Source organism: Alcanivorax hongdengensis A-11-3, assembly GCF_000300995.1.
GTDB lineage: Bacteria > Pseudomonadota > Gammaproteobacteria > Pseudomonadales > Alcanivoracaceae > Alcanivorax > Alcanivorax hongdengensis.
This window is the reverse complement of record NZ_AMRJ01000003.1, coordinates 101,207-121,110: the sequence shown is the minus strand read 5'-3', so window position 1 is coordinate 121,110 and position 19,904 is coordinate 101,207. Positions and strand designations below refer to the sequence as shown.

At 60.6% G+C, this 19,904-nt stretch carries 17 protein-coding genes and 1 tRNA gene; 9 read left to right on the top strand and 9 right to left on the bottom strand.

Features of this window, described 5'->3' with window-relative positions; translation table 11 throughout:
- Positions 1-161: 161 nt before the first annotated feature.
- Positions 162-1,058 (top strand): glycosyltransferase family 2 protein, encoded by an 897-nt coding sequence (locus tag A11A3_RS17220; protein ID WP_051011742.1) that lies wholly within the window; start codon positions 162-164, stop codon positions 1,056-1,058.
- On the opposite strand, the gene A11A3_RS03710 is transcribed toward A11A3_RS17220, so the two are convergent.
- The 3 genes from A11A3_RS03710 to A11A3_RS03700 are packed head-to-tail and all read right to left on the bottom strand — an operon-like array spanning position 1,026 to position 4,339.
- Positions 1,026-2,234, bottom strand: coding sequence for an O-antigen ligase family protein (locus A11A3_RS03710; RefSeq protein ID WP_008927925.1), 1,209 nt, complete (start codon positions 2,232-2,234; stop codon positions 1,026-1,028). The genes A11A3_RS17220 and A11A3_RS03710 overlap by 33 nt on opposite strands.
- Positions 2,231-3,157: an LpxL/LpxP family Kdo(2)-lipid IV(A) lauroyl/palmitoleoyl acyltransferase gene (lpxL, locus tag A11A3_RS03705; protein WP_008927924.1), complete on the bottom strand. Its 927-nt coding sequence runs from the start codon at positions 3,155-3,157 to the stop codon at positions 2,231-2,233. Before lpxL ends, A11A3_RS03710 begins: the two co-directional genes overlap by 4 nt.
- Before the next feature lie 15 nt (positions 3,158-3,172).
- Positions 3,173-4,339 carry an O-antigen ligase family protein gene (locus A11A3_RS03700; RefSeq protein ID WP_008927923.1) on the bottom strand — a complete coding sequence of 389 codons (1,167 nt, stop codon included), beginning with the start codon at positions 4,337-4,339 and terminating at the stop codon, positions 3,173-3,175.
- Positions 4,340-4,555: 216 nt separating this feature from the next.
- Here A11A3_RS03700 and hldE point away from each other — a divergent pair, with 216 nt between their 5' ends.
- Positions 4,556-5,986, top strand: coding sequence for a bifunctional D-glycero-beta-D-manno-heptose-7-phosphate kinase/D-glycero-beta-D-manno-heptose 1-phosphate adenylyltransferase HldE (gene hldE, locus A11A3_RS03695; protein ID WP_008927922.1), 1,431 nt, complete (start codon positions 4,556-4,558; stop codon positions 5,984-5,986).
- 137 nt (positions 5,987-6,123) lie between these two features.
- Here hldE and A11A3_RS03690 read toward each other — a convergent pair whose 3' ends face one another.
- The gene (locus tag A11A3_RS03690) at positions 6,124-7,134 is read right to left on the bottom strand and encodes an AraC family transcriptional regulator (protein ID WP_008927921.1); all 1,011 of its coding nucleotides are present in this window, start codon (positions 7,132-7,134) and stop codon (positions 6,124-6,126) included.
- 261 nt (positions 7,135-7,395) lie between these two features.
- Here A11A3_RS03690 and A11A3_RS03685 point away from each other — a divergent pair, with 261 nt between their 5' ends.
- Entirely contained in the window at positions 7,396-8,919 is a 1,524-nt protein-coding gene (locus A11A3_RS03685) for a flavin-containing monooxygenase (RefSeq protein ID WP_008927920.1), read from the top strand.
- A gap of 183 nt (positions 8,920-9,102) precedes the next feature.
- Here A11A3_RS03685 and A11A3_RS03680 read toward each other — a convergent pair.
- The 4 genes from A11A3_RS03680 to A11A3_RS03665 all read right to left on the bottom strand — a co-directional run bounded on the left by A11A3_RS03680 (position 9,103) and on the right by A11A3_RS03665 (position 12,916).
- Positions 9,103-9,178: transfer RNA gene (locus A11A3_RS03680), tRNA-Phe, on the bottom strand.
- 53 nt (positions 9,179-9,231) lie between these two features.
- Positions 9,232-9,516 carry an oxidative damage protection protein gene (locus tag A11A3_RS03675; protein WP_008927919.1) on the bottom strand — a complete coding sequence of 95 codons (285 nt, stop codon included), beginning with the start codon at positions 9,514-9,516 and terminating at the stop codon, positions 9,232-9,234.
- A gap of 43 nt (positions 9,517-9,559) precedes the next feature.
- Positions 9,560-10,636 (bottom strand): A/G-specific adenine glycosylase, encoded by a 1,077-nt coding sequence (mutY, locus tag A11A3_RS03670; protein WP_008927918.1) that lies wholly within the window; start codon positions 10,634-10,636, stop codon positions 9,560-9,562.
- A gap of 72 nt (positions 10,637-10,708) precedes the next feature.
- A complete protein-coding gene (locus A11A3_RS03665) occupies positions 10,709-12,916 on the bottom strand; it encodes an AsmA family protein (protein WP_008927917.1) in 2,208 nt (735 codons plus the stop codon).
- 90 nt (positions 12,917-13,006) lie between these two features.
- Here A11A3_RS03665 and A11A3_RS03660 point away from each other — a divergent pair, with 90 nt between their 5' ends.
- A complete protein-coding gene (locus tag A11A3_RS03660; protein ID WP_237738823.1) occupies positions 13,007-14,920 on the top strand; it encodes a sensor histidine kinase in 1,914 nt (637 codons plus the stop codon).
- On the opposite strand, the gene A11A3_RS03655 is transcribed toward A11A3_RS03660, so the two are convergent.
- Positions 14,896-15,222 carry a GNAT family N-acetyltransferase gene (locus A11A3_RS03655; RefSeq protein WP_008927915.1) on the bottom strand — a complete coding sequence of 109 codons (327 nt, stop codon included), beginning with the start codon at positions 15,220-15,222 and terminating at the stop codon, positions 14,896-14,898. The genes A11A3_RS03660 and A11A3_RS03655 overlap by 25 nt on opposite strands.
- Positions 15,223-15,291: 69 nt before the next feature.
- Between A11A3_RS03655 and hisB the strand changes: the two genes are divergently transcribed.
- The 5 genes from hisB (at position 15,292) to hisF (ending at position 19,847) form a co-directional block, all read left to right on the top strand.
- On the top strand, positions 15,292-15,897 hold the full coding sequence (gene hisB / locus A11A3_RS03650; RefSeq protein ID WP_008927914.1) for an imidazoleglycerol-phosphate dehydratase HisB: 606 nt from the start codon (positions 15,292-15,294) through the stop codon (positions 15,895-15,897).
- 17 nt (positions 15,898-15,914) lie between these two features.
- Positions 15,915-16,556, top strand: coding sequence for an imidazole glycerol phosphate synthase subunit HisH (hisH, locus tag A11A3_RS03645; RefSeq protein WP_008927913.1), 642 nt, complete (start codon positions 15,915-15,917; stop codon positions 16,554-16,556).
- Positions 16,557-16,595: 39 nt separating this feature from the next.
- Positions 16,596-17,333 carry a 1-(5-phosphoribosyl)-5-[(5-phosphoribosylamino)methylideneamino]imidazole-4-carboxamide isomerase gene (gene hisA / locus A11A3_RS03640; protein WP_008927912.1) on the top strand — a complete coding sequence of 246 codons (738 nt, stop codon included), beginning with the start codon at positions 16,596-16,598 and terminating at the stop codon, positions 17,331-17,333.
- 89 nt (positions 17,334-17,422) lie between these two features.
- Positions 17,423-19,027 (top strand): NHL repeat-containing protein, encoded by a 1,605-nt coding sequence (locus A11A3_RS03635; RefSeq protein ID WP_008927911.1) that lies wholly within the window; start codon positions 17,423-17,425, stop codon positions 19,025-19,027.
- A 43-nt stretch (positions 19,028-19,070) separates the two neighbouring features.
- Entirely contained in the window at positions 19,071-19,847 is a 777-nt protein-coding gene (gene hisF, locus A11A3_RS03630; RefSeq protein WP_008927910.1) for an imidazole glycerol phosphate synthase subunit HisF, read from the top strand.
- Positions 19,848-19,904 lie beyond the last annotated feature (57 nt).

The window sequence follows — 19,904 nt, the reverse complement described above, 5'->3', positions numbered from 1 at the left end:
TCATGCAGTGCCTTTTGATCAAGGCTCGGGGCGATGTAAGTAAAATGAGGCATGGCGTCAGCGGTAGGAAATACGGGCCAGCATTTTAACGGTCTTTAAAGGTTTGCACTACCGGGTAGCAACCTTCAAGGCTGTGGCGAAAAGGATATTGAATTAAGAGTATGCTGCTTTCAGTTATTATCCCCTGTTACAACAGTAGTCAGTATTTGCCGGGTGCGGTGGATTCGGTGCTGGACAACTTTGATGGTCAGGTCGAAATCCTTGTTGTCGACGACGGCTCAACCGACGATATCGAACCTGTGCTGGCGGATCTGAAACAGCGTTATTCACAAGTCTCCATTGTCAGGCAATCCAATCAGGGGGTTGCCGTCGCTCGCAATAACGGCGCCAAAGCCTCCAAGGGTGATTTTCTGCTGTTTCTGGATGCGGATGACGTTATCTGCGCCGGTGGTTTGGCCGCGGCGGTCGATACCATCGAGTCTGACGGGGCCGCTCACGATCTCTATATCGGTCGTTATTCCATCGAATACGAAGATGGCACGGTGAAATGCATGCCCGCCACTCTCGGCAACAACCAGGGTGTCAGGAATTACCTGGCAGGCCGATTGAGTGTTCAGCAGGGCGCTTATCTGATTCGCCGTGATGCCTATTTGCAGGCGCCTTTCCCGGAGGGGCTGTCCACCCAGGAGGATATCCCGTTTTTTCTTTCCTGCCTGGCGAGACTTCAGTGCTTGGTCATGGAAGTGGAAATGGTTCGTTACCACAAGTATCGGGGCGCTGTAAGCAAGGCCAAGGACAAGGCTCTGCAGGAAGGCTTTGCCAACATGGATGTACTGTTCGCGCCCCCCTATCACTGCCAGCAGCTGGAGCGCTACCGAGTCTCCATCTATCGTATGAAGGTGCGCGGGCTGCTGCGCATTGTCGCCAAGCAGGGCCATTCTGCGGATGCGCTGAGTGTCTGGAAAGGGTACCTGCAGCGATCAGGGGTGCCCGCGTGGTTCGATCTGAGAGTGCATTTCAAGGCGCTAAAGGCCTGCCTTAGCGCCGCGAGGCGCTAACTTTTCACTCAGTGCCGCGATCATGGCGATGGGTAGCCAGATAAAAAGCCAGAACGAATTCGGATCGTAAAGGGTGTAGTAGCCTTCAAAAAACTGGGATACCAGGCCAAATACCAGCAGATAGAGAAAGAGGCTTTCCTTTCTGGGAAGCGTTATCCCCCTCGACACAGAAAAGACAATGATCCCCGTAAGGACCAGCAGGCCGTAAATGCCGCTGCGTAATGCCGTATCGATATAGAGGCTGTGGCTGTCCAGCATTTGCTGCAGTTCGGGGATATAGCGCACGTGCTCCCCGTTCAGGCCGATACCAAACAGGGGGTGGTTGAGGAAATCCTCGATCCTTGGCTGCCAGACATCCGGCCTGCGGCTCAGGCCTGCCTGGATAATATAGCTGTACCATTCCGGAAAGGCCGCCAGCGAGACCAGGAAAACTGCGCCGCCGGAAAGAAAAAGTACGGCCACTTGTCTGGCACGCAGATAGCGGGCGTAGGACGCCAGTGTTCCCGCTGCCACGGCCAGCATGCCTGTTCGCCCCATTGTCAGGAGTAAAGCCACCAGGATAGCGAAGGCAAAGAGCAGAGCGCCTGCCAGTTTTTTGCCGCGCAAATCCGGCAGCTTGTGCATCACCACGAGCAAGGCTGCGGCAAAAGCGAGACCGGTCTCATTGGGGTTATCCCCCAGATTGCCGTAGCCGTTAAGGCCCTCGCCAATGCCACTGCCCTGGTGAAAGGTTTGCCAGGCGCCATGAAAGAAAAGAACAGCGGCAATGGCGGCGGCGGAAACAATCGTGGCTTGAACATGTTTTAGCAGGGAGGACGGACGGTAGAGTAGAAACGCCGTGCCGAAAAGAATGCTGTAAATCATCAGCAAGTTCTTGAATTCCTTGCGCGCCACATCCAGCTGATTGTCACTGTTGCCCCAACAAACCGGAAGCCACAGCAGAAAAACCATGAAAAGTAGCCAGCGTTGATTGCGATACCTGGGATCCAGGGCAAATTCCTTGCCTTTGAAAAAGCTTAAAAGCAAAAAGGGGATGACAAAGCAATTGTAGTAAATACGGTCCTGGGCACCACTGGATGGGGCCAGGTAAAACCCGGCTACCCAGAGTAGAAAACCGCAAGCGATAAAAGCAATAAACCCCTTGTACCAGGGGGATTCCGTGGAGGTCTGTGTCATTTTTTTCTTCGGTAGGGAGAGCGTTGGCCGTCCGGCTGGTGCTTGAAGCGCTTGTGCACCCAGAGATATTGCTCGGGGTGCTTGCGCACATAATGCTCAATGGTTTGATTGATACGGGCAGTGTCCTGTTCGTCATCGCCGCAGGGAAAGTCTGACAGCGGTTCGCCGAACTCAATCAGATAGCGGCCGCCGGGGAAACGGTAGTGGGCACAGGGAACGACCGCGGCCTTGCCCATTTTGGCGATGCGGCTGGTGGCGGTGATGGTGGCCGCCAGGTTGCCAAAGAACGGCACGAATACCGCATGGTTGATGCCGTAATCCTGATCCGGCGCATACCAGAGCACATCGCCCTGGCGCAGTACGCGAATCATTTGCCGAATGTCGCTGCGGGGGACATTGCCCTTCAGATAGTTGCCACGTCCCTTGTTGATGATCTTGTCCAGCACCGGGTTGTCATTGGGGCGATAGACCGCATAGAAATCGATCAGATAGCCGAGCAGCCTGGAACCCACATCGATACTGTTGAAGTGCATGCCCAGCAATAGCACGCCCTGGCCATTTTCCTGGGCTCGCTTGATATGTTCCATGCCGGTTACGCTCAGGCGTTTATCCAGGTTGATGCGGTGATTGCTGAAGCTGCCGGCCATTTCCAGAATGGCTTCACCGGTACTGACCAGGCTGGCCCTGGCCAGTTTCCGTTGTTGCTGTTCGTCCCGTTCCGGGAAGCAGAGTCGGATATTGGTCAGGGCAATGTCGCGGCGGCTGCTGGCCAGATACCAGGCCAGGTGGCCAAGCAGGCGACCCGCTGCCAGCAGCAGGTTCCAGGGCAATTGACCGATCAGCCAGAAAAGGCCGAAGCCGATCCAGGTGGGCAACAGGCGCGGATCAGACAGGCGGGTGGGGCGGTTGCGGCGTGTTCCCATGACGTTGTCCGACCGTTAGCGGGTCGCCAGCGGGCGGATCACGTCCCGCTCGCTGAGTCGCGCCAGTAACAGGGCCATGGGAACCCAAAGGCTCTCCCAGCTGCTGTGGAAGGGCACCAGCAAAAAGGCACCGGTGGCAAACAGCATGAACAGGGAGGGGGCCACTGTAACGGTGAACAGCCCGTCTTCGAACCAGGGGGTCTTTCGCCGTATCAGCAGGGCGAGAGGCACGGCCCAGCAGGCCACGAACAACAGCAGGCCGACCACGCCGAGCGCATGAATCAACAGCAGAAACATGTTGCGCGGGTGGGCCAGGCTGCGCAGTGCATCGCCATCATGGGCCAGCACATTGTTGAGGGTTTCCTGGTTCAGGCCGTTACCGAACCAGGGGTGCAGCATATAGTTGGCCGCCGTTTGCAGGTGGCTGGTATCGACCAGCAGGTACACCGCTGCCAGCAACGGTAACAGGGCAAACCAGCGGTAGCGCCCGGAAGCAATTAGCCAGGCCAGCGCCAGGAAAATGCTCATCAGCCCCAGCGGCAGCGAGGTCAGGCAGAGAATGGCAAACCCGACCATGGCGCCGGCCAGGCGTCGGCCGCCCTTGCCGGTGGCCCCTTCTTCCCGCGCCTGGGCCACCAGAATGAAGGTGGGCGCCACCAGTGCCATCAGGGCGGTGGGTGCCTCCAGTGACGGCAGGTGGAAGATCAGGTTGGCCGGCTCACTGAACAGTGGGCTGTTGATCGGCTGGGTGGTGTAGTAACTCACCACCACCGTGGTCGCCACGATCATGGCGCACAGGGCGCCGTTGGTGAGTGCCTGTTTGAAGGTATGGCGGTAATACAGGTGCAACCAGCGGAACATGCCGGCCATGATCAGGATCTGTACCACCCCCCGCACGGTGCGTGAGCCATTGGGCTGTTCCGCCCAGGCCATGCTCAGCAGTGCCCAGGCCAGCAGTAAATAAAGGGGCAGCATCAGCGGCGCGGTCAGCAGGCGGTGGTCACCGCTGACCACGGCCCGGGTCACCAGTGTCAACGAGGGCAGGAAAAACAGAAAGTCCACCACGTTGAGCATGGAAGTGCGGGAATTGAACAGGAAAACCGCGGAAAACATCACCGCAAACGACAGTGTCAGCCACCAGCGCAACCAGCGACCCTGCATGATGTTGTTCAATAGCGGCATACGGATTTCCATTGTGCGTGTGTTGACTGCCTGCATCCCGGCGCTGGCAGAGTTTAAAGGCAGCGTCCGGCGGTATCCACCGCTATGCTACACTGCGCCGCCGTTTGGCGCTGTAACCCGGCTGTTACATCGTGAGGTGCTTGGCAAGACAAGACATCGGCAGTGCAGTAAGGTTTCGCCATACCGTGCCCAATCTGATCAGTTCAGGAGACTTCCATGCATAACCCGCAGATCCCCGCCCTGGCCAAGGCCCGCGTCCTGGTGGCCGGCGATGTGATGCTGGACCGTTACTGGCACGGCCCCACCGGGCGGATTTCGCCGGAAGCGCCGGTGCCGGTGGTGCGGGTCACCGAGCTGGAAGATCGTCCCGGCGGCGCTGCCAACGTGGCCCTGAACATGGCGGCCCTGGGAGCCCGTGCCGAGCTGGTGGGCATCACCGGCGATGACGAGGCAGCGCGGATTCTGGAGGAGCGCCTGGCGGCGGCGGAGGTGGCCTGTCATTTTCAGAAAGTGCCGGCGCTGCCCACCATCACCAAGCTGAGGGTGATCAGCCGTCAGCAGCAGTTGCTGCGGCTGGACTTTGAAGAGGCCTTTCATGATCAGGACCCGGCGCCCTTTGCCGCACGGGTACAGGCTCAGCTGGCTCACTGCGGCGCACTGGTGCTGTCGGACTATGCCAAAGGCGCGCTGCGCGACTGCCCGGGGCTGATCGCCATGGCCCGGGACGCCGGTGTGCCGGTGCTGGTAGACCCCAAGGGCACCGATTTTTCCCCTTACCGGGGAGCCACCCTGCTGACGCCCAACCTGAGTGAGTTCGAGGCCGTGGTCGGGGCGGTGAAGGATGAGCAGGACCTGATTGAAAAGGGCCAGCAGCTGATCCGTGATTTTGACCTGCAGGCCCTGCTGGTGACCCGCAGTGAAAAGGGCATGACCCTGCTGCGCGATGGCCAGCCGGAGCTGCATCTGCCGGCACGGGCGCGGGAAGTGTTTGATGTAACCGGTGCCGGTGACACGGTGATTTCCGTGCTGGCGGTGGCCCTGGCGGCCGGTGCGCCCATGGAAGATGCGGTGGCACTGGCCAATATCGCCGCCGGTATCGTGGTTGCCAAGCTGGGCACCGCGGTGGTGTCGGCGCCGGAGCTGCGCCGGGCAGTCCATCAGGAAGGCGGCCTGGGCCGGGGTGTGATGACCGAAGAGCAGCTGCTGATCGCCATCGCCGATGCCCGTGCCCAGGGCGAGAAAATTGTCTTCACCAATGGCTGCTTCGACATTATTCATGCCGGCCACGTGGGCTATCTGGATTCCGCTCGCCGCCAGGGTGATCGCCTGGTGCTGGCGGTCAACGGCGACGACTCCATCCGCCGCCTGAAAGGCCCGGGCCGGCCTATTAACCCGCTGGAGCGGCGCATGGCGGTACTGGCCGCGCTGGAGGCGGTGGACTGGGTGGTCCCCTTCGACACCGATACCCCCGAGCCCCTGCTGGAAGCGATCAAGCCGGACGTGCTGGTAAAAGGCGGGGACTACAGCGTCGACCAGGTGGTCGGCCACGAGTTCGTGCACAGCTACGGCGGTGAGGTGAAGGTGCTCGACTTTATTGATGATATTTCCACCACCAAGATCGTGGAGAGAATCAGAGAGAAGGATTAATTGATAATTGAGAATGGATAATTGATAGCTCGCGAGCCAGGGCTTGCAGCTTTCCAGACCCGAAGAGGCCGCGATCAAAATCTGGACGCGGCCTCTTTCGTTTCGGTTGGCACAGTAGTGATCCGCGCCGTTATCAATTATCCATCGCCTTTCCGGTGTTTGGCCGGCGTCACCCCGGTCCACCTTTCAAACGCCCGCACAAAGGCGGCTGATTCACTGTAGCCGAGCAGTTCGGCGATCTGCGCCACACTGCGTTCGGAGTCCGCCAGATAGCGTTTTGCCTTTTCTTCCCTGACCTGATCAAGAATGCCCTGGAAGGGGCGCTCTTCCTTGCCCAGTTGCCGCCGGAAGCTGCGTTCGGGAATGCCGAAGGCCTGGGCAACTTGCTCGGCGGTGGGAAAGGTGCGCACAAACAGGGTCAGGTAGGCGGCCACGCGGCTGGCCAGGTGCTCCGTGGGTTGCTCGCGCCGGGCCAGCATGGCGTCACACTGTTCCCGGTACATGTCCTGGGCCATGCGGTTGTAGCCCGGCATGCGCAGGGCCAGATCCTGGTTGCGGATGACGGCCCTGCAATGGGGCTGCTCGTAACGCACCGGGCAGCCGAAATAGTCTTCGAAAACGGCGGCATGGGGTGGTCTGGGGTAGGGCATCCACACTTCCACCGGTTTCAGGTCCAGGTTGAGCTGGGTCTGGATGTCATTGACCAGCTTGAAGGTGCCAACCATGTCCCGGTCGATCAGGATGCGGCTGACTTCCTGGGGGAGCGGAATCGGGTAGAGCTCCAGGGCCGTGGTTTGTTCCCCGGGTACCAGGGCAATCTCGCCATAGAGATAGGTGAGCGCCTGGTATTTGACACCAAACTGGAAGCCCTGGAAGGCGGTTTCGCTGGTCATCAGCAGCATGGCCAGCTGTCCATAGCCGGCAAAACCGAAACGGCTGCCCATTTCGAAGCCAAGAAGCGGGTCATCCACCTGGGGCAGCAGCTCGGTGAAAATCAGCAGCTCCCGGTCGCGGCCGATTTCACTGTTGGGGTCGAGCTTGTCCCGGTCCAGTCCATGGCGGGCCAGCGCCGGGCGGCAGTCGATGCCCTTCTCGGTCTCGAGCAGGTCAATGGTGTAGATCAGGGCAAGAATGGAGCGTGCAGACATGGCCGGAATTATCAATTTTTCAGTCAGGTTAACACGTATTCACAGGTCCCTGGCAAGACTAAGGTATCAGCCATTGACGATGCATAGGCATCCCAACAGGTTGTTGCAAGCAGCCTGTTCTGGCGGCGCGACCGGGACGCCAGAAAAATGAAACGCGCCGAGCGCTTCATTTTCCCTGTCCAGCTTTACGGACCTGCGCCGTGAAGCTGGCTTGAAAAGTCTCAAGGAGGCTTTTCAGCACCCTGTATCAGGAGGATAACAATGACCAGTCAGGCTCATATCAACGTAGACACCCGTCGTGTGAAGGTCGCCATCGTGGGCGGCGGTTTCGGCGGTCTGTGCATGACTATCAAGCTGCGTGAAGCCGGTATTGATGATTTTGTGCTATTGGAAAAGGCAGACGACGTGGGCGGTACCTGGTACCACAACAGCTACCCCGGCGCCGCCTGTGATGTGCAATCCCACATGTACTCCTTCTCCTTCGAGGGTAACCCGGACTGGAGCCACCGCTACAGCGGTCAGCAGGAGATCCATGACTACATCGAGCGGGTCACCGACAAGCACGATATTCGCCGCTTCACCCGCTTCAATGCCGAGGTGACCGGCGCCCATTTTGACGAGCAGAGCGCCCGCTGGACTCTGAATCTCAAGGATGGCTCACGGGTGGAGTGTCAGCACTGGGTGCTGGCCAGTGGTCCGCTGCATGTGCCCTCCATCCCCAACTTCAAGGGCCTGGATGCCTTCAAGGGCAAGGTGATCCATTCCGCCAAATGGGACCATGACTACGACATGGCCGGCAAGAAGGTGGTATCCATCGGCACCGGCGCCAGCGCTATTCAGTATGTGCCCCATGTAGCCAAGGAGGCCGGGCACCTGACCGTGGTGCAGCGTACCCCGCCGTGGATCATCCCCCGCGATGAGCGCGCCTATTCCGGGCTCAGCAAGTGGGTGTTCCGTCGTTTCCCGGCACTGCGCAAGCTGCACCGCCTGCGTTTGTACCTGAGCAACGAGGCCCGGGTGCTGCCCATCTTCAACCCGCGTCTGGCGAAACTGGCGGAGCCGGCCCTGAAGGCGTTCATTCACAGTCAGGTCAAGGACAAGCAGACCGCGCGCAAGTTGGTGCCGCAGTACACCCTGGGCTGCAAGCGCATCCTGATTTCCAACAACTATTACCCCACCTTCAACCGCGACAATGTATCGCTGGTCACCGAAGGCGTGAAGGAAATCCGCGAGCACAGCATCGTGTTCAGCGATGGCCGTGAAGAGCCGGTGGATTGCCTGGTGCTGGGTACCGGTTTTATCGTCGATCCGCGCATCTACATGAAGGACTTCGAGATCACCGGCCTGGCGGGCCATCGCCTGCAGGACGACTGGAAAGACGCTTCCGAGGCCTATCTGGGCACCACGGTCAGCGGCTATCCGAACATGTTCCAGCTGGTGGGTCCAAATACCGGCCTGGGCCACAACTCCATCATCTTCATGATCGAGAGCCAGGTGCGCTACATCCTGGATGCCATCGGCAAGCTGGACAAGCGTGGCGATGCCTGGCTGGACGTGAAGCAGGACGTGATGGATCGCTACAACGACAAGCTGCAGGAAGAGCTCAAGGACACCGTGTGGCAGAACGGCGGCTGCATGAGCTGGTATCAGCAGGCGGATGGCCGTAATACTGCCCTCTGGCCCCATGCCACCTTTCAGTTCATGGCGCGCACCTGGCGCCTGAACGAGAAGGATTATGTCTGGCAGCCGGCCCGGGTGACGGTGGGCGAGAAAGCTACCGCCTGATTGGGGGTTGGATACGAAAAAGGGCGCTGCGGCGCCCTTTTTTGTGGCTGTTATGACCCCGGGGCTTCGCGCTGGAGCGCTCGTTGCAAAATGCAGCGCATTTTGTCGAACCCGGCGGAGGGTCTCATCTGGCCGCCCGGCGCCCATAAAAAAGCCCCGCTCTTGTGAGCGAGGCTTTTTGTATGGTGCCCGGAGGCGGAATCGAACCACCGACACGGGGATTTTCAATCCCCTGCTCTACCGACTGAGCTATCCGGGCAATCAGGGCGCGTATTAAAGCGGCTTGGGCAGGGCCCGTCAAGCGATGCGGGGCTAATTGTTCGCATCCTGAGCAGGTGGCACATAGCCTTCCGCCTGTTCGTAGTTTTCGTTGTTCAAAAAACGATCGCGCTGTTCGTCCAGAAAGGCCTTGGCCTGCGGGTCCATCACGTTCAGGTGCTTTTCGTTGATCAGCATGGTCTGTTGGTGCAGCCATTCCTGCCAGGCCTGTCGGGATACATTGTCATAGATGTCCTGGCCTTTGGGGCCGGGGAAGGGCGGGCGCGTCAGGCCTTCCATGTCTTTCTGGTACTTGCGACAGAACACCGTATGGGTCATGACCGCTCCTGCGTTGTTGCGAGTGTGGGGGTGATGGCCGGCACTATAACATGCTCGTCTGGCGGGGCGCGTCGAGGGTGGCAAGTAGCTTCTTGACCGGGGCGGCCAGGCCCAGTTCGCCGGGGGCGGCCGGTTCCACCCAGCGGCCCTCATTGTCGGCGACCCCGGCCAGGCGGACTGTCACTTCAAGGGGCGTGATATCCAGATGGAAGTGACTGAAGGTATGGCGGAAGCCGTCGCGGGGTTGTGCCTGCCCCTGTGGACGCAGGGCCCGCTCTGTCAGTGTCGCCTCCAACTGCTGGTGGTCATCGATCTGCGGGAAGCACCACAGGCCGCCCCACAGGCCGGAAGAGGGGCGTGGCTCGAGCCAGACGCGGCCAGTTTCGTCACGCAGAATCAGCATGACAGTGGTGCGCACCGGCAGCACCTTTTTCGGTTTCTTGCCCGGGTAATCCTGTGGGTTGCCCTGTTCACGGGCCTGGCAGGCACTGTTGACCGGACAGGCCTGACAGTTGGGTTTGCCGCGGCTGCAGAGGGTGGCGCCCAGGTCCATCATGGCCTGGGTATAGTCCGCCAGCCGCGTACGGGGCGTGTAGTGCTCGGCCAGTTCCCACAGACGGTTTTCCACCGGCTTCTTGCCCGGCCAGCCGGGCACGGCGTGCAGGCGCGCCAGGACCCGTTTGACGTTGCCGTCCAGTATTGGCGCGCGCACGCCACGGCTCTGGGCGAGGATGGCGCCGGCGGTGGAGCGGCCGATGCCGGGCAGGGCGGCGACCTCTTCCACGGTGTGGGGAAACTCGCCGTCATGCTGCTCGGCCAGCTGCCGGGCGCATTTGTGCAGGTTGCGGGCGCGGGCGTAATAGCCCAGACCGGTCCACAGGTGCAGCACCTCATCCTGCTCGGCGCGGGCCAGGCTATGCGCGTCGGGGAAGCGCGCCATGAAGCGCTCGAAATAGGGAATCACGGTGCTGACCTGGGTCTGCTGCAACATGATTTCGGAGATCCACACCCGGTAGGGGGTGCGCGGGTGCTGCCAGGGCAGAGACTGGCGACCATGCTGGTCATACCAGTCGAGGATGCGCTGGCTGAAGGTATCCGGGGAGAGCGGTGATGTGGGCATGCCGGCTGTTGTACCCGGAAAGCGCAGGCGGGGCAAGCCAGGGCGGGGTCGATGTCGACCCCGCCCGGTGGATCAGTTGAACAGTTTTTTCAGGCCGTCCTGAAGCTGCTTGTTCACTTCATCCTTGGCCTTTTTCTGGGCGGCGTTTTTCAGCACTTCTTCGGTGCTGTCGCCTTCGGCATCAATGCCCAGTTTGTCCTTGATCTTGTCCTGGGTAGCCTTGGCGGCGGCCTGCTTGGCGATGTCCTCGAAACCGCTCTTGTCCGGGCCACACCATTTGGCCGGGCTACCGGCCAGGTTGCCCTCACAACGCAGCGGCCAGGTGGTGCCCTGCAGGTATTTGGACTTGCCCAGCTCCGGTGACTGCATGCCCACTTTCAGGTCGAAATCCTGATTGAGTATGTTCAGCCAGCCATTGCCGCTGAGTTTGCCCTTGTCCAGCACCGCATCCAGGCTGTCCAGGTAGGCCACCTGTTTTTCCAGGTGGGCCTTGCTGGTCAGGTCGACGATCTTGGTGTCCTTGGACAGGGCGTTGGGCAGTTTGCCGGACTCCTGGCCGGGGATCAGGGCGCTGAGGCCCTGGAACTTGCCAAGCATGTCGTTGATGCCGCCGACCAGGGTGTTATAGAGATTGAGCCCGCGTACGGTGCCATCGCTCAGCTCCAGGCTGATATTGCCCTTGGCCGAGTCCACCAGCGCCTTTTCGCTGTTGCCGCTGGCGCTGACATCCGCGTTCAGGCTGAAGATGCCCTTGGCCAGATCGTCATCCAGGGCCCACTGGGCCAGCGGCTGGATCTGGATCTTGCTGACACTCTTGTGGGCCTGCATTTTCGGGGTCTTGCCGGACACGTCCAGGCTGGCGGTGGCGTCGAAGCTGCCGTCCAGGGTATTACCGGTGGCCCGGGTCAGGCGCAGTACGCCGTCCTTGGCGGTGACGGCGAATTTCAGGTCGCTGGCCGACAGGGTGTCATAGTTGACCTTGCCGATGGCCAGTTTGCCGTCCAGTAACAGCGGCCGCAGGCTGTCCACCGGAATCAGCGGGTCGCTGGACAGGCTGGCGGTGCCACCGGTCTTGCCGCCACCGGCGGCGGCCGTGGTCGGCTTGTCGCCACTGTCGGGGGGCATGTAACCATCCAGGGTGATCTGGTCCAGATTCAGGTCAAAGACAATCTTGCCGCTGTCCAGGCTGGCCAGCCCGGCCTTGCCGCTCAGGGTGCTGCTGTCCAGCGTCACTTTCAGCGGGTTGACCATCAGGCTGCCCGCTGGTCCGCCCAGGGTGGCATCCATGGCGACTTTGCTCAGGGCGGCGGAATCGGTGGTTTCGATGGGGGCTTCGCCAATGGCCTTGAGGGCCTTGTTGGCGTCAAAGGGCGCGGTATGCAGCTCGCCGGCGAACTGCATCTGGTCGCTCAGGCCGGTGATGGCCAGTTTGCCCCGGGTTTCGGTGCCGGCGGCCTTGATCAGCAGGTCGCGGATGTCCACCCGGTCCTTGTCCAGATTGACGTCCAGATTCTGCTCCAGGTGCACGTCCACCGGGTTGGTGGTGGCGCCGGCAATGCTGGCATCCAGCGTCATCGGGTTGAGAGTGAAGTGGTTCTGATCCAGGTCTGCGGCCAGTACGGTGTCCAGGTTCAGGTCAACGCGCATGTCGCTCTGATCCTGGTAGCGCAGGGACATCTGCAGCGGGAAAGGCTTGTCCAGGTTTACGTCCTGGGCGCCCAGGTTGAAGTGCTCCACCACGATATCGGTGCCGTCGGTGCTGTTGCGGTAGCGCACCTTGCCGTCGGTGACTTCCACGCTGGGAATGGTCAGCGGGATGTCCAGGCTGCCGCTGTCGCTGCTGGCGGTATCGGCGCTTTCCTCCGGCGTGCTTTCGGCGCCGCTCTGGCTGCCGATGTTCTCCCAGTTGCCGCCGTTGGCGTCTTCTTCCAGGTTGACCTGCAGGCCGGCGAGGGTAACGCCGTCCATCTGTACCTGGCCAAACAGCAGCGGCCATACCGCCACACTGACGCTGGCATGATCGAGGGCGGCAAACAGGTCCTTGTCATCACCGATGCGGGCTTCTGTCTTGCCCAGGCTGACGCCCAGCGAGGGCCAGAACTGCCAGGCCAGGTCGCCCTGAATATCCAGCGTCAGGTTGGCCTGCTCTCTGGCCTGCTTTTCAATTTCCGGCTTGAATTCGTTGGGATCGATCACCTGGGTGATCACAAAAATCGCTGCAATTAATAGCAGGATGATGGCAGCCAGCGTGATCAAAACAATTTTTATCAGGCGTCCCATGTGGCTCTCCTTGCGCGTTGGCCGATGGACCGGGATTATAGCAGCCGGGGAAAGATGTACGTAACAGCATACCCTTTGGGGGAGTCTGGTTTGTTAAAGTTCCGTCAATTGTTAATGGTTGTCTTGCTGCTGGCTGTGTCACCGTTGTGGGCCATGCCGGTGCTGCTGAAAAGCGGTGATGACGCCATTCGTATCGGTGAGCACATGGATGTGCTGGTGGACCCGGAAAGCAAGTGGACGCTGGATCAGGTCCGCAACCAGTTCGCCAGCCGGTTCAATGCCAGCGACAGTGACGAGCTCAATTTCGGTTTCACCGACAGCACCATCTGGTTGCGCTTTTCCCTGGATGCCCGGCAGGTGGCCGGAGACAGCTGGTTTCTGGTGGAACGTTACCCGATTCTGGACAAGTTGACGCTCTACGCCCCGGACGGCAAGGGCGGCTTTCTGACCTACAAGGTCGGCGATACCCGCCCCTTCGGTCAGCGCCCCATGAATCATCGCGCCTTCGTATTCGACCTCAATACCAAATTGAAAGGTCCACAAGCGTATTTTCTCAAGGTGCAGGGCAAGGGCGCACTCAATCTGATGCCCATGCTGTATGACGCCAAGGGGTTGGTGGAGTACACCTACGTGGAGCAGATGCTGCTGGGGCTGTTCTATGGCTCACTGATCATCATGCTGATCTACAACGCCCTGCTTTTCGTGTCGCTGCGAGACCGGGTGTATCTCTACTTTGTCGGTTTTCTCACCGGCATCATCTACTTCAATCTCAACGTCAACGGTTTCGGCCTGCAGTATCTGTGGCCTGATACGCCCAAGATCAATGAATATTTCTGGCTGGGCACCTATGTCTGCTCGTCGTCCCTGGCCATGTATTCGCGGCGCTTTCTGCAGCTGGCGGAACGCTTTCCGCGCTATGATCGTCTGCTCAAGCACTTCCTGATGCTGCTTGGTGGCAGTTTCGTGCTGTCCTGGTTCCTGCCGCCACCCTGGTCCTATCACCTGTCCACCCTGATGACCCTGTTTACCGTGGTGTTGTTCAGCTGGCTGGGCTGGACGGTGTGGCGCCAGGGGTTTCGGGTGGCGCGCCTGTATGTGCTGGCCTGGTCGGTGTTTCTGTTACTGATCTTCATCTTTGCACTGGGCAACCTCGGTACCCTGCCGTTTACCACCATTACGCCCTATCTGCCCCATATCGGCGCCCTGTGGGTGGTGGTAATGCTGTCTCTGGCATTGGGGGATCGCATCCGTTTTCTTGAGCATGAGCGCAAGCAACTGGCGCAGGATGCCCAGCACAACCTGGAAATGCATCTGGCGGACATCGAACAGATGAACCGGGACAAGTCCACCTTCCTGCAGTACATCAGCCACGAGCTCAACACGCCGATCAACTGGATCGGCGCGGCGGATTCCCTGGGCAGTGACGGCGACAGCAAGGATGTGGATGTGTGGGCCATGGTGCGCAAGGGTCAGCGCCGGCTGATCGGCATCGTCAGCACCTCTTTGCGCTACTTTGATCTGTCTGACCGGGAGCAGGCGCCGCTGGTCAGCAGTTGTCAGCCCATGTGGATTGTGGATGCACTGTTGCGCGAACAGGCGGCTACCATCGAGTCACGCAACCTGACCCTGCGCAATCGGGTGTCGCCCAATCTGCAGGTGCGCGCCAACGAGCCGGAGCTGCGCGAAGTGCTGTCCATCGCATTGGATAACGCCCTGCGCTTCAGCGCCGACAAGGGCGAGGTGGAAGTGACCAGCCAGGTGGACGTCAATGCCGCCCATGCGGACATCGGTATCCATGATCATGGCCGCGGCGCCAGTCCGGAGCAGCTGGAGCGGATTTTCGAGCCCTTCTTCGTGATGGGCTCGCGCCACCATGAAGACGGTTTCGGCCTGTCCCTGGCCATGGCCCGGGTGATGATGGAGCAGATGGACGGCCAGCTGTGGGCGGAAAGCCCCGGCCTGGGCCAGGGCTTCACCCTCTACATCCGCTTGCCGCTGGCCTGACAGTGATCGGGCAGGGCCAGCGCCTCGCCCAGCTGCTGTTCGATCAGCCGCAGGAAATCCCTGCCCACTCCCCGACCCCGGGCGGCCGGGTGAACCACCAGCCACTGTAATCCGGGCTCGCTGTCTGCCAGCAGGGCCACGGCCACTGGCTGGCCGTTGAAGTGGGCGGCAAACAGGCGGCCTTCGCCGCTGGCGGCAGCGTCAAGCAAGGCCTGGCGGTATTGTGGGTCGTCCCTGAGTACCTTGTCGAACCGGGGGCACTGGTCGGTCTCGAGGGGGTTGGGCTGGGCACTGATCGGCATTCTCTGGCTCCGCTGGTTAGCAGGTGGCGGGGTACGTATAATACCCGCCTGATTACCCCGGAGGTATAGATGAGCGAAAGACGCGCTACCGTAGAGCGCAACACCCTGGAAACCCAGATCCGCGTCAGCGTCAATCTGGATGGCACCGGCAGCAATACCCTGGACACGGGTTTGCCGTTCCTTGAGCACATGCTGGACCAGATCGCCCGGCACGGCCTGATTGATCTGGAAATCCATGCCAAGGGTGACCTGCACATCGATGCCCACCACACCGTGGAAGATATCGGCATTACCCTGGGCCAGGCGCTCAAGAAGGCGCTGGGCGACAAGAAGGGCGTGCGCCGTTATGGCCATGCCTATGTGCCGCTGGACGAAGCCCTGTCCCGGGTGGTGGTAGACCTGTCCGGTCGGCCGGGCCTGGAAATGTTCGTGGGTTTCACCCGCGGCAGCATTGGCGGCTTTGACGTGGACCTGTTCTACGAGTTCTTTCAGGGCATGGTCAACCACGCCATGATCACCCTGCACATCGACAACCTGCGCGGCAAGAATGCCCACCATCAGGCCGAGACCGTATTCAAGGCCTTCGGCCGTGCCCTGCGCATGGCGGTGGAGCCCGACCCGCGCATGGGCGGCATCGCACCGTCCACCAAGGGCACCCTGAGCGAAAGCGAATAAGCGGGCGGTATCGAGTCATGAGTGAAGTAGTAGCCGTTATCGACTACGGCATGGGCAACCTGCACTCCGCCTCCAAGGCGCTGGAAAAGGTCGCCAGCGGCCAGACCATCGTGATCACCAGCGACCCGGACCAGGTGCGTGCTGCCGACCGGGTGGTGTTTCCCGGGGTCGGTGCCATCCGCGATTGTATCGCCGTGCTCAAGGACACCGGGCTGGACCGCGCCATTGTGGATGTGGTCGCCAGCGGCAAGCCGCTACTGGGCATCTGTGTGGGCATGCAGGCATTGATGGCCCGCAGTGAAGAGAACCGGGGCATCGATTGCCTGGGTGTCTTCGATGGCCAGGTGACCTTTTTCGGTGAGCCGGTGAGTGAAACCGGCGCCCGACTGAAAGTGCCGCACATGGGCTGGAATCAGGTGCAGCAAATGCAGGCCCACCCCATGTGGGCGGGCATTGCCGATGAAAGCCGCTTTTATTTTGTTCACAGCTACTGTGTCACCGGCCTGCCCGACGAGCAGGTGGCCGGCCGTTGCCAGTATGGTCTGGCATTTGCTGCCGCAGCGGTAAAGGACAATGTGTTCGCCGTGCAATTCCACCCGGAAAAAAGTGCGGATGCCGGTCTCACCCTGCTGGAAAACTTCCTGCGCTGGCAGCCCTGATTGCCGCCACGCTGACACGCAACACGCGAAGAGATTCTCATGCAACTGATTCCCGCCATTGATCTGAAAGACGGTAAATGCGTGCGCCTCAAACAGGGGCGCATGGAAGACGACACGGTGTTCTCCGAGGACCCGGTGGCCGTGGCCAGCCACTGGGTGGAGCGCGGCGCTCGCCGTCTGCACCTGGTGGATCTGAACGGCGCCTTCGCCGGTGAGCCGGTCAATGGCGATATCGTCAAGGCCATCGCCCGGGCGCATCCGGACCTGCCGATCCAGATTGGCGGCGGCATTCGCAGCCCGGAAATCATCCAGGCCTATCTGGATGCCGGCGTACAATGGGTGATCATCGGTACCAAGGCGGTCAACGAGCCCGAGTTCGTCAAGGCCATGTGCGAGCAGTTTCCCGGCCATATCATCGTTGGCCTGGACGCCAAGGATGGCAAAGTGGCCACCGATGGCTGGGCCAATGTCACCGACGTGGACGTGATCGAGCTGGCCAAACGGTTCGAGAACGATGGGGTGTCTGCCATTGTCTACACCGACATCAGCCGTGACGGCATGCTGCAGGGGGTCAATGTGGATGCCACCGTGCGCCTCGCCCAGTCCATGTCGATTCCGGTGATCGCCTCCGGCGGCATCACCAACCTGGATGACGTGCGCAACCTGTGCGCGGTGGCCGACCAGGGCATCAGCGGCGCCATCACCGGCCGCGCCATCTACGAGAACACCCTGGACTTCGCCGAAGGCCAGGCGCTGGCCGATCAGCTGAAGGCTTGATACGGTCAGACAGTCGCAAGGCGGTCAGCCAACAATAATCATATTCTACCGGCCAGCAGCTGGCCGGCTTTCCAGGGAAGGGAAGTTTAATGGGGGAGAAGAAGTCGGGTGCTGTCCACCCGTTGGTGGCGGTACTGGTGATCGCGCTGTTCGGTTCACTGTTGCTGGCCTGGCTCTGGACCAGAGAACAGGTTAACGCCGTTGCCGAGCCGCTACACATGGCGGTGCAATCGGCACAGTCGGTTCTGGTTCGCTACGACGGTGCGCTTTATCGCGTGGATGCGCAAGGCAAGGTGTCCGCAGCACTACCGCTGCCTGACGCGGCTTCCCGGGTTGGCTTTGCCATTGATCCCGACTCCCGAGATATCTTTATCTACCGTGACACAAAAGGGCTGTGGCAATGTGCGCAGGATGTCGGCCACTGCCGGCCCTTTGTGACGTCGCTGAACCCGCAAGGGCCCGGGCGGTTGTACTGGGATGTGAATGGGCGGCAGCTGGCGGTTACGGATAGCTCCAATCATCGTCTGTCCCTGTTCGATGCTGGCGGCCATTTGCTCAAAACCTTCAAGGATCTGCGCTACCCCAATGGCATGGCGGCTGATAAACGCACCTTGTTGGTTGCTGATACCAATCATCATCGTGTTGTCCGTCTCGATCTGGACAGGCCGGAGTCACTGCAAACGGCGTTCAACGTTGAGATGGGTGGCGAGTACCGCTGGCCCACGGATCTCGCCCGAGTGGGGGCGGAGTATTGGGTTCTGGTCGGTGATAACCGGCTGGGCAACCAGCGCCTTTACCGTTTTGATGCGCATGGTCAGGTTTTGGGGCGCATTGCTACGAGGTTGGATGACATCCTGATGATCGCTCCGCTGGGCAGTGGTGCCTTGGTGGCAGACCATGCCAGCCGGACTCTCTGGCGACTGGGGGCGCAGGGCGAGCCTCTTGATCAGGTGTTGTTGCCTGGCATGGCCGAGGCCCAGCAAGAACTGGCGTATTGGAGTCTGTGGCGGAATGTTCTGCTGGTGGTGTTTGTTGTGGCATTGCTGGCCGGGTTGGCGTTTGCCTGGTGGTATGACCGAGATCGGCTTCCCCGTGGCTTGACCGGCGATGACCTGAGTGAACAGCGCAGTAGTCAATCGTGGGCCCCGCGAGGGGAGGCTTGGCTTCGGCACGGGCTACTGGTGCGTTACCGGTATTTGTATCTGGCCGGCCCGGCTTTTTATTTTGTTGTTAGTGCGGTGGCTCTCTGGATGGTCGGATCACTACCCTGGAAGTTGCTGGCGATGCTGGCCGTTCTCGGCGCTGTGTTGACGTTGTTGTCGGTCACGGCTTTCTGGGTGCTCCATTATATTTCGCGCAGTGGGGTGGGTGTGCATGGCCCGCTGGTTCTACTCAAGACTCCGGGTGGGCAGGTGGTTGTCGGTAGCGGGCCGCAGGTGGCTTATTCACCCTCCATGCTGATCATTGATGGTGTGGTCATGCCCCTGGGAACGGCCGTGGTCGGTCTCTATGACCGCGAACAGATGCGCCAATGGGTGGCACCGCAACTGAGTGAGGCGCGCCAGCTGACCGGTTATCAAGTCCTGGTGGAGGTCTGGCGTCATCGCTTTTGGCCTCTGATTTTGATCTATGCCCTGATCACCCTGATGTCGCTGGCCGGCATCGTCTTTATCGTCAGTCGGGGGATGAGCTGATCGGCGCTTCGCGGTATCATTCGCGCCTTGATGGAGAAACCCAATGGGCCTAGCCAAACGCATTATCCCCTGTCTGGACGTGGACGCCGGCCGTGTGGTCAAGGGCGTGCAGTTCGTGGACATTCGCGATGCCGGGGATCCGGTGGAAATCGCCAAGCGTTATAACGACGCCGGCGCCGATGAAATCACCTTTCTCGACATTACCGCCAGCCATGAAGGCCGCGACACTACCCTGCATACGGTGGAGCAGATGGCCAGTCAGGTGTTCATCCCCCTGACCGTGGGCGGCGGCGTGCGCACTCTGGACGATATCCGTAATCTGCTCAACGCCGGCGCCGACAAGGTGGCGATCAACTCCGCCGCTGTGCACAACCCGGAGTTTGTCCGCGAAGCGGCCGAGCGGTTCGGTTCCCAATGCATTGTGGTGGCCATTGATGCCAAGAAGGTCAGCGCCGAGAGCGAGTCCAACCGCTGGGAAATCTTCACCCACGGCGGGCGCAAGCCCACCGGGCTGGATGCCATTGCCTGGGCCCGCAAGATGACCGATTACGGTGCCGGTGAAATTCTGCTCACCAGTATGGACCGTGATGGCACCAAGAACGGGTTCGATATTGCCCTGACCCGGGCGATTGCCGATGCGGTGCCGGTGCCGGTGATCGCCTCCGGTGGTGTCGGCAACCTGCAACACCTGGTCGACGGGGTGCTGCAGGGGGGAGCGGATGCGGTGCTGGCGGCCTCCATCTTCCACTTCGGCGAATACAGCGTGCGCGAAGCCAAGGAATACATGCAGGCTTCCGGCGTGGAAATGCGCCTGCCCTGACAGGCCGTTCGGCCGACATGCCGGCCGCCTGGTCCCGCTGCCTGGCGTTTTGCGAAA